Origin of the sequence: Corynebacterium vitaeruminis, assembly GCF_001054325.1 — a bacterium.
Lineage (GTDB): Bacteria > Actinomycetota > Actinomycetes > Mycobacteriales > Mycobacteriaceae > Corynebacterium > Corynebacterium vitaeruminis_A.
The window spans coordinates 38561-47206 of the sequence record NZ_JVVM01000027.1 but is presented as its reverse complement, the minus strand read 5'-3'; the positions used below and the strand labels follow the sequence as shown (position 1 = coordinate 47206).

At 57.3% G+C, this 8646-nt stretch carries 7 protein-coding genes and 1 tRNA gene; 1 reads left to right on the top strand and 7 read right to left on the bottom strand.

Annotated elements, in window-relative coordinates; translation table 11 throughout:
• Nucleotides 1-174: 174 nt before the first annotated feature.
• Nucleotides 175-1392, top strand: coding sequence for an IS481 family transposase (locus ADA16_RS09685; RefSeq protein WP_048761456.1), 1218 nt, complete (start codon nucleotides 175-177; stop codon nucleotides 1390-1392).
• 29 nt (nucleotides 1393-1421) lie between these two features.
• Here ADA16_RS09685 and ADA16_RS09680 read toward each other — a convergent pair.
• The 7 genes from ADA16_RS09680 to ADA16_RS09650 form a co-directional block, all read right to left on the bottom strand.
• Nucleotides 1422-1494 (bottom strand) — tRNA-Arg (locus ADA16_RS09680).
• Between the two features lie 93 nt (nucleotides 1495-1587).
• The gene (locus ADA16_RS09675; protein ID WP_048761453.1) at nucleotides 1588-2379 is read right to left on the bottom strand and encodes an ABC transporter ATP-binding protein; all 792 of its coding nucleotides are present in this window, start codon (nucleotides 2377-2379) and stop codon (nucleotides 1588-1590) included.
• A complete protein-coding gene (locus tag ADA16_RS09670; RefSeq protein ID WP_048761450.1) occupies nucleotides 2379-3554 on the bottom strand; it encodes a FecCD family ABC transporter permease in 1176 nt (391 codons plus the stop codon). Before ADA16_RS09670 ends, ADA16_RS09675 begins: the two co-directional genes overlap by 1 nt.
• 30 nt (nucleotides 3555-3584) lie before the next feature.
• A complete protein-coding gene (locus tag ADA16_RS09665; protein ID WP_048761447.1) occupies nucleotides 3585-4787 on the bottom strand; it encodes an ABC transporter substrate-binding protein in 1203 nt (400 codons plus the stop codon).
• A 170-nt stretch (nucleotides 4788-4957) separates the two neighbouring features.
• Complete coding sequence (locus tag ADA16_RS09660; RefSeq protein WP_048761446.1) at nucleotides 4958-5410, bottom strand: MarR family winged helix-turn-helix transcriptional regulator; 453 nt, start codon at nucleotides 5408-5410, stop codon at nucleotides 4958-4960.
• A gap of 72 nt (nucleotides 5411-5482) precedes the next feature.
• The gene (locus tag ADA16_RS09655; RefSeq protein WP_048761443.1) at nucleotides 5483-5974 is read right to left on the bottom strand and encodes a MarR family winged helix-turn-helix transcriptional regulator; all 492 of its coding nucleotides are present in this window, start codon (nucleotides 5972-5974) and stop codon (nucleotides 5483-5485) included.
• Nucleotides 5975-5988: 14 nt separating this feature from the next.
• Nucleotides 5989-8646: an ATP-binding protein gene (locus tag ADA16_RS09650; RefSeq protein ID WP_048761442.1), complete on the bottom strand. Its 2658-nt coding sequence runs from the start codon at nucleotides 8644-8646 to the stop codon at nucleotides 5989-5991.

The following is an 8646-nucleotide window of genomic DNA, read 5'->3' as shown; positions in this document are numbered from 1 at the left end:
GTGTCTGGTTCGGTGACATCGTTCCGCATGTCTCATGAGATCGTTCCGGTGCCGAGAACCATCATGTCTCGTCACATCGTTCCGGCGAGAAACGATGTGCCCGGCAACACGCCACAGTTGCCCCAAACACGCTGAAACTGATGTCTCGCGACATCGTTCCTCCATGCTGAAACCATGGAGAAACCAGCTCCGAAAATCATCATCGAAACCATGCTCGCCACCGGCATGACCCAAACCGAAGCAGCCCAACACTTCGGCGTGACAACGCGTTGGATCCGAACATTACAAAAGCGCTACACCGAAGGCGGCATCAAGGCACTGACCCCTAAATCAAAACGCCCTCATACAAATCCACGCGCTACCGCCCCTGACGTAGTCGACCGCATCCTCCAATTACGCTACGAACTAACCAACCGCGGCACCGACGCGGGAGCCCACACCATCCGCTGGCACCTCGAGCAAGAAGACACAACCCCACTGCCAGCAACAGCAACGATTCATCGCATCCTCAAAAACAACGGACACATCACACCCCAACCACAAAAACGTCCCCGCAGCTCATGGATACGATTCCAAGCAGACCAACCCAACGAAACATGGCAAATGGACTACAGCGACTGGACCATCGCCGGCCACCAACGCGTCGTCATCCTTACAATCCTCGACGACCACTCACGCTATGTACTTCACTGCCAAGCCTTTAACAGCGCAACCGTCACCCACGTCATCGAAGCCTTCACCTACACAGCCACCATCCACGGTTACCCACAATCAACCCTGACCGACAACGGACGAGCATTCACAACCAGCAACGACCGCACCAACCCAGCACGCAATGGCTTCGAACAACTCATCCTAGACCTAGGAATTGAACAGAAAAACGGCAAACCCTACCACCCGCAAACCCAAGGGAAAGTTGAACGATTCCACTACACACTCAAACTGGCACTACGTAACAGACCCCAAGCTAGAGACATCGACAACCTCAACGAACAACTCGATGACATCATCGACTACTACAACAACAAACGCCCCCACCGAGCACTCAACCGATGTACCCCTGCGGAGGCCTACAACGCTTTACCCAAAGCGCATCCCCGCCCAGGAAACAAGACTCATGACTACCGCCTGCGCACCGACAAAGTCGCCAAAAACGGCAAAACAACACTGCGGTGGGGCGGACAACTCAGACGCCTCTATATCGGACGCCGATGGGCCGGAGAGCCCATCACCATCATGTGCGTAGACAACACAGCAGACATCAAAATCACCGCCACGGGGCAACACATAGCCCACTACACACTGACCTCAGACAAGATCTACTACAACCAAAAAGACAACGAACTAAACCCCACCCCGGGCAACAAAAATAAAGGAAGCCTCGAGACATAACCGGAACGATGTCTCGAGACTTCACATCGTGCCCCCGAGAGGAGTCGAACCTCCGACCTTCGGTACCGGAAACCGGCGCTCTATCCACTGAGCTACGGGGGCCTGTAGCACAAGTACAACAAGTGCAACGAGAAAAGATGTTACCACTTGGCTGGGGCGATTAGCGAAATGCCCCGCGCCCCAGCCAAATCCGCACTACGCAGCCTCCGAAACCTGGTCTTCCTCAATAGGACACACCACGGGCACGCCTTCGTCATCAAGCACGCGGGCTCGAATTCCATAGACGCGGGCCAAAAGGTCCGGAGTGAGAACATCAGCAGGACTCCCCTGGGCAACCACGTGGCCGTCGTGAAGCATGACAAGCTCATCGCAGTAGCGGGCAGCGAGGTTGAGATCGTGGATTGCGACGAGTGCCAAGGAGCTCCGCGAGGCGACCTCCGCGCGGATGAGCTGTAGGAGTTCCACCTGGTGGCGCAGGTCGAGGGCGGAGGTGGGTTCGTCGAGAAGCATGACCTCGGGGTCGCGCACAAACATCTGCGCGACGGCGACGAGTTGACGTTGGCCACCGGAGAGCTCACCGACGAAGCGATCGGCAAGGTGCTCAATGCCAACCTTTCGGAGAACTGCCGCCGCGTGCTCAATCTCAGAGCCGCGCACGCGCAGTCGCCCGGCGCGTCGCCCGGAGACCAACACCGACTCGAATGCGGTCAGCGAGGCACTAGCGGGCAGGTCCTGTGGCACGTAGCCTACGACATCGCGCAGCTCGGAGCCGATAACCCGCTCATTGTCACGGGTCAGGACAATCTCCCCGGACATCGGCTTTCGAATCCCCGCCAGCGTCGTCATCAGTGTGGACTTGCCCGCAGCGTTTGGCCCCAGCAGCCCCGTCACCGTCCCCGGCTTCAGGGTGCGAACTAACGCCCCGCGCAGCACTTGCCGCTTGCCATAGCCGGCGACTACGTCATTGACATCGAGAAATACACTCATTAGTTCCACACCGTCCTCTTGCGTAGGAAAACCAAGCCGACAAAGAATGGGACACCGACGATTGCGGTAATGATGCCAATCGGCACAGCCACGCCCGGCACCACCGTGATGGATACCGCATGGGCTGCCGCAAGCAGCGCCGCGCCCGCCGCCATTGATGCCGGGGCAAAGAAGCGCTGTTCCTCACCGACCAGCATGCGCGCAATGTGCGGGCCGACCAGTCCGATGAACCCGATGATGCCGGCAAAGGCCACAGCGGTGGCCGCCAGCAACGAGGCTACAATTAACGTCGCAATGCGCAGCCTATCCACATTGATACCCAGGGCTTTTGCGCGGGCATCGCCAAGCCGCAGCACTGTCAGCGCCCAGGCATAGCGGATGGTGAACGGAATAGCGATCAGCAGCGCTGCCGCGATGATGCCGTTGGCCACCCAGTTCGCGCGCTGAAGCGACCCCATCGTCCAGAACACAATCTGCTGCAACGCCTCGGTGGTCGCGCGGTACTGCAGTAGGGCCAGCAGCGCCTGAAACAGAAATACCAGGCCAATACCCAGCAGGATCATCGATTCCTTGCCCGAGCCACGCCACACCGACGCCGCCGCCACAATCGCCACAGCGATGACCGACGATACCCAGGCCACGGCCGCGAGGTTGAACTGTGCGTGCGGAATAATCACCCAGCCCAACACAATCGATGCCGCCCCACCGAACGCCGCTGCGGCCGAAATGCCGAGCGTAAACGGTTCCGCCAGCGGGTTGTCGAGGATTGTCTGCATCTGCGCGCCGGCCAGCGACAGCGCTGCACCAATCAGCACTGCCATCACCGATGCAGGCAGACGCAGCTTCCACAGCACCGTGCGGGTAGTTTCGTCAACATCATTCGGGCTCACGATGCCGCGGACAACGTCCCCCACGCTCAACGACATCGGCCCCACAATCGTCGCCACCACGAACGCGCACAGGGCCAGGCCCACCAGCACCGCAATGATGGCAACCTTCCGCGCCGAGCGTCGTCGGTACTGTCGCGCAGAGTCGTAGGCCGTGCTTGACGACGGACACTCGTGCTGGTCGGTGACGGGCTGCGACTCTTGACCACCACTGTCGTTGGTGGAGGTGGACTCGCGGGGTTCGTCGTCAAGCCCTGGCTCGGGGGCGTGCAGATTGGTGTAAATCATCGGATTCCTTCTTCGGTGGCGGAAGGTGGGTTACTTGGTTGGCTCCAGGGAGGTGAAGAAGGTGCCGCTGAGCTCGAAGGGCAGGTAGTCCTTGTGGAACTTGGCGAAGTCCGCGACCGGATCGAGATCAGCGAACTCTTCGGGGTGGATCCACTTCGCAAACTGCTCGAGGGCGAAGACGTTGTACGGCGAGTCGTAGAACTGGTGGAAAGCAGCGTGCAGTTCGCCCTTCTTCGGTGCGTTCAACGTGTCGAAACCTGGGGTCTTCAGCAGGCCTTCCAGAGTGCGCTGTGCAGTCTCTGGGCCGACGGTGTAGCCGAGTTCGACGTGTGGCAGGACTTCCGGTTTCTTCGGGTCGAGTGCCCAGGATCCACCGGTGGCGATGATCTTCTCCGGCTGGACGGACAGGACCTTCTCTGCGGTCACGTCGCCGGATTCGGTGTCGAGAAGGGTGTCACCGAGGTTTTCACCTCCGGCGGCCGTGACGAGGTCGCCGAGGTTGGACTTATTGACGGTCGAGCAGCAGTCCTTAAGACCAGCTGCTCGCCAGACGAAGGTCTTGGGCTTGTCTTCGAGCTTGGCGGCACGTTCGCTGATCTCGTTAACCCGCTTGGTGTAGAAATCGGTGAACTTCTTGGCATTGTCCTGCTCATCGACAATCTGGCCGAGGAGCTCGACGGACTTGGCGGTGTTCTCCAGGGGCTTTTGGCGGAAGTCAGTGAATACGTACTTCAGGCCTGCCTGATCGAGCTTGGTGAGGAAACCGGACTGCTCCGCGGCCTTCTTGTGGTCAAGGGTCATGACGACCACGTCCGGGTTGTGGGAGATGAGGTTTTCTACCGTAACATCGCCCTTGGCGATATTGCCGATGGTCGGCATGTCCTTCAGCTCTGGGTTCGTCTCGAAAAGCTTGCTTTCAAACGACGGTGCACCCGAATGCAGATCGCTTCCCATGGCGACAACGTGGTCACCTGGGTTGTCCCGGTCAAGCATCGCGGTAACAAACATGGCGCGACCTTCACCAAGTACAATCCGTTCTGGCTGCTTATCGAAAGTCACCGTACGACCGGCGACATCAGTGACAGTGAGTTCTCCCTTGTTGTCGGCAGCGTCATTCGACTCCGCGTCTGCACCGCAAGCTGCGGCGACGAAGCTCAGCGCGGCGCATCCGATGGCAGCGAGGGTTTTGGTTTTTGGCGTGGTTTTTGCCTTGGCGAAAATATTGGCTCTCATGCGTTTTTGTTTCTGCCTTGTTTATCTCTGCGTAGTTTTTTGGTGTTTAGGGTGCACAAAGGGAAGTAAACACTCATCCCTTTGTATTAGGCACGCCTTACCTTACAACTTGAGCTGAAGATAAAAAAGAGCCCTGCTAGTCAGGGTTTTACTAGCAGGGCTTGGAAGTCTTACTTCCTTTCGAGAACCGCCTGGAAGCACCTCAGCATCGCTTCTCGGTCTTCATCGGCAAGTGGGGTAATAACTTCCTCGCGGACGGTGTCCACATAATCCGGCGCGGCCTCGGCGAACACGTGTCGGCCAACCCCGGTTAGGACGACGACATAATCCGAGTCCGGGTCCTCGCCGTGATCTTCGGTGTGAATAAATCCGCGCTTTTCCAACCTGTTGGTATGCAGCAGCGCGCGCGGGTGGTTCCACTTCAGTCGGTCACAAATCTTGTCAACGTGCAGGATGCCATCCTCCACCTCATGCAAAGCGATGAGCAAGGTAAAGTCCGCGAATGTCAGCCCAGTTCGAGTACGCAGGCTCCGCTCAATATTGCGCTCTACCTCGCGAAAAGAAGCCACCATCGACTGCCAAAAGAGCTGTTCTTCATCACTCAGCCATTCATACGAGTTCATACTGCTCTAGGCTAATGGTGAAAGCCTCGGAGTGGAAACGAATGAGAAAAACAGTCACAGAAAAACCTTTAACTACTCCGATTTTCCGCCAATCGGATCGGTGACGGTTGCATTAGCGGTCTCTGCGATTTTATCGAGCACAGCGGAAATCCCCTGATAATCAATGTTTTCGCCCAGTACGTCGAACACCACATGACGCACGAGCTTCACATGATTCGGCGCCGCCTTCTCAATCACGGTTCGACCGTGCTCAGTTAACGTGACATCGATACCGCGGTTATCGCAGGCACAGCGTTCCTTGGTTACTAGTCCCCGTCGCTCCATGCGAGTAATTTGGTGCGACATTCGGCTGCGGTCCCAGTCCAGGGACTCACACAGTGTGCGCATGCGCACGACATTGTTTTCGGCCTCAGAAAGAACAACCAGAACCGAAAAATCTGCAGTGGAAATATCGAGAGTTTCTTGCAACTGAAGGTCGATTGACCTGTCAACGGCCCGTTTTGCGCTCAGAATTGAGCGCCATAACCGCTGCTCTTCATCACTTAACCACGGAACATCTTGCATATATACAGAGCCTACTATCTTGTAACCAAATCCTGAATTTTCATAAATTCCGCTCCTGTCACACGGTCAAAGCGTGCTTCATCGCACGTCAGGACTAGTACCTGCATATCCCGCCCTGCTTTGGCAAGAGCATTATTCATCCGCCGCAAACGGTGTTCGTCTGAATAACCTAATGCATCATCAATAATTACCGGCGCACCTTGTCCGCCCTCCATTACGCCGGCGACGGCCAAGCGCAACAGAATGTCCAACTGTTCCTGTGCTCCACCAGATAGCTCATCGACATCGAACTTGCCGTCGGCATTGGACCGTGACTCGATCTGCAAGTCCTCGGTCATCGTGAACTGGGTTCCCGCACCGAACACACCCCCGCCATACTCTTCGAGCTTGCGGAGCAAAGGTTCAGCTAGCGCATTCCGCGATGCCGCGCGTGCCTGTGTCATTACCTCCATCAGAGTCTTGGCGGCAGCTGCACGTCGACGCATTGAGTCTCGATCTCGCTGTGTTCGCTCCACTACGCCTTTTGCTGCTGCCAGCTTCTCATTCGCGCTGTCGAAATAGTCCAAGTGCACCCGAATTTCTTGCCGACGCTTTTCCAGCTCAGCCAGGCGCTTCTCCACTGCATCCCGTCGCTGCTGAGCGCCCGCGAGCGATGCCTCCACATCGTCGGCGTCCCGCTGTGCCAGCTCCTTCTGAGCCGCGGCAAGCTGCTCTTCGGCGACCTGGAAGTCCTTGCCCCGGTTTTCCACTGCAGCAAAGATCTCAGCATCCGAGGCCTTTTCTCGCGCCGTCCTGAGCGAATCTTCTCGCACCTTCAGCACAGACCGGAACCCTTCAAGCTCGCTGCTGGCCTTCGTATAGTTGGCGTGCGCAGGACGCTTTTCCAACTTCGACAGGCGCATATCCGCATTGTCGCGATCCGACTCGGCATCCTTACGCCCTGCTGTGGCTTCTTCCAACCGCGCTCTTGCCGACGCCAAGTCAATCTCCGCCGGCGCATCTTCGCCCGCGAGTTCCCGATACCGCTCACCGTGTGCTCGCGCTTCCTCCGTCGCGTCGTCCAACTCTCCTGTGAGCTGGTGATACTCCGCGCCGTCGGATACCGCAGTAATGGATGTCTCCACCTGGAACTTTGCTTTTTCCGCTTCACGACGTCGTGTGTGAGCCTTTTGTGCTTCCGCAACGGAACCAGCGCCCGCAGCCTCAAGCTGTTCCTTGAGCGATTTCTCTGCCTTTTCTAGCTTGCGCTGCTGTGAGTCTGAACCGTCACCGGGCTGGATAGCAACCGTCACATCGCCAACTTCAATCGCCACCGGCTTCGTAACCGCGCGTTGGACTGCCCCGGCGTCCGGCGCTAACCCCACTTTCTCACCGTCAACCGTGACCTCTTGCGCGCTGCAAGCCGAAAGCTGCACACTCGGGCTGGACGCTTCCAAAACAGCGGTTGCTGTTGCAACTTCGCGCTCGCAGGTCAATAGCTTTTCCAGTGCCTCCTCGGTTACAGCATTCCGAGCGATAACCTCCTTGTGCTCTGCCAATTGCGCGCGGAGCACATCGAGCTTCTCCACTCGCTTCGACAGAGATTCAACCAAGCTGCGCTTGTCTCCCAACGCAACCTCGGCAGCAGCCAGCTCTTCCGTCTTCCGCGCTTCGCGGTAGGCGCTCACAACCGCATCGCGGTCTTCCTGCGCCTGTTTTAATGCCGCCGTCTCCTTATCGAATGCTTCCTTGAGTTCAGCGACTTTCTTCTCTGTGGCAGAGTGCTGGTCCAAAGCTTCCTGCGCTTGTTGAATAAGGGTCTCCCGCTCTTCCTGCGCCTGCTTCGCCAAGTCCAGCTGCTGCTGTGCCGCTGCAGAAACCTCCTGCGCCTTCGACACGGAGAGCCTAAACTGCTCGAGCTCTTCAAGGGCTTGTGTCCAGTGCTCGACCTCAGTCTTGGCTTCTGGCAACGACGCCCGCTGCGTATGCTGACTCTCTTCATTACGAGCAGCTTCCTCATTGAGCGCTTCGAATTCCCGAACCTTTTTCGCCGCTTCGTCACGCACCTGCTGGGCTTCCACCAGCTCCTTGTCTACGTCGGTAAGCTGCTTGCGTTCCTTGCCATTTTTTTGGAAATAATTGTTGTACTCAGCTTCGACGGCTTCAAATAGGCCAACTTCTTCTGCGGTTTCCGCGCGCTGCCCCGATGCCGACTGCAGTGCGCTAGTGACCTGCGTGTAACCGCCCAAGGATAGGGTCTTTTGAGCTTGCCCTTGTTCGGCAACAAAGACCTGCCACAGGTTCTTGGTGTCTGCATTTTGCATTCGGGCGGCTAACCATTCTTCCGCCTGGTCGTCTTTAAGTACCTCGGCTGTCGGCGAGTGGACAGTGATGATTGTGCCGGTGTCCTTGGTGCTACCGAAAATCTTATCCAGAGTAAATTCGTAACCGTCGAGCTCCACCCGGAGCTTAACCTGTGGCTTTTCCTGGCTGTAGTGGCTGTTCAGACTAAGCGCTTCGCTGGACCTGGACTTCCATTTTGTCGTCAGCGCCACGTGAATGGCTTTGGCGATTGTTGTCTTACCCGACTCGTTTTCACCGGAAATCACTACCACGCCACGCTCGGCGAGCCCCGTGATTGAGAGTGAATCAATCGCACGTACATTGTGTAATTCGATGTCGTGGAAGCGCAT

Excerpts from the sequence above, each read along its gene's own strand:
- ADA16_RS09685 (WP_048761456.1), top strand. The coding sequence starts at position 175 with ATGGAGAAACCAGCTCCGAAAATCATCATCGAAACCATGCTCGCCACC.
- ADA16_RS09675 (WP_048761453.1), bottom strand. The coding sequence starts at position 2,379 with ATGAGTGTATTTCTCGATGTCAATGACGTAGTCGCCGGCTATGGCAAG.
- ADA16_RS09670 (WP_048761450.1), bottom strand. The coding sequence starts at position 3,554 with ATGATTTACACCAATCTGCACGCCCCCGAGCCAGGGCTTGACGACGAA.
- ADA16_RS09665 (WP_048761447.1), bottom strand. The coding sequence starts at position 4,787 with ATGAGAGCCAATATTTTCGCCAAGGCAAAAACCACGCCAAAAACCAAA.
- ADA16_RS09660 (WP_048761446.1), bottom strand. The coding sequence starts at position 5,410 with ATGAACTCGTATGAATGGCTGAGTGATGAAGAACAGCTCTTTTGGCAG.
- ADA16_RS09655 (WP_048761443.1), bottom strand. The coding sequence starts at position 5,974 with ATGCAAGATGTTCCGTGGTTAAGTGATGAAGAGCAGCGGTTATGGCGC.
- ADA16_RS09650 (WP_048761442.1), bottom strand. The coding sequence starts at position 8,646 with ATGCGCTTCCACGACATCGAATTACACAATGTACGTGCGATTGATTCA.